This is a genomic window from Gemmiger formicilis (assembly GCF_016901605.1).
In the GTDB taxonomy this organism is placed as follows: domain Bacteria; phylum Bacillota; class Clostridia; order Oscillospirales; family Ruminococcaceae; genus Gemmiger; species Gemmiger formicilis_B.
The window spans coordinates 1-320 of the sequence record NZ_JACJKP010000559.1 but is presented as its reverse complement, the minus strand read 5'-3'; the positions used below and the strand labels follow the sequence as shown (position 1 = coordinate 320).

The window sequence follows — 320 nt, the reverse complement described above, 5'->3', positions numbered from 1 at the left end:
TGCCGAGGCAAACCATGTACAGTGCATGGTAGGCTGCATGCTGGAGACCAAGGTGGCCATTGCCGCCGGTGTGAGCCTGGTTGCTGCCAAGCAGAATATCACCGAGGCGGACTGCGACAGCTTTATGTACGCTGTGGACCCCGAGATGGGTATGCCCGGCGGTTTTGCCGTGAACGGCGGTGTTTACACCCTGTCCGACAAACCGGGCCTCGGCATCGACATTGATTTTTAAGCGGCCCCCCGCAGAGAGAGGTACATTATGCCGAATACGATTTTTTCCTCCGAAGGCGCGCTCCTGTTCATCATGTTCGCCACAGTCG

1 protein-coding gene is annotated in these 320 nt (G+C 57.5%); it reads left to right on the top strand.

Features of this window, described 5'->3' with window-relative positions; genetic code table 11:
- Window positions 1-232 (top strand): enolase C-terminal domain-like protein (locus H6B10_RS15925; RefSeq protein WP_275951102.1); only part of this gene is annotated, 232 nt, incomplete at its 5' end.
- Window positions 233-320: the final 88 nt, after the last annotated feature.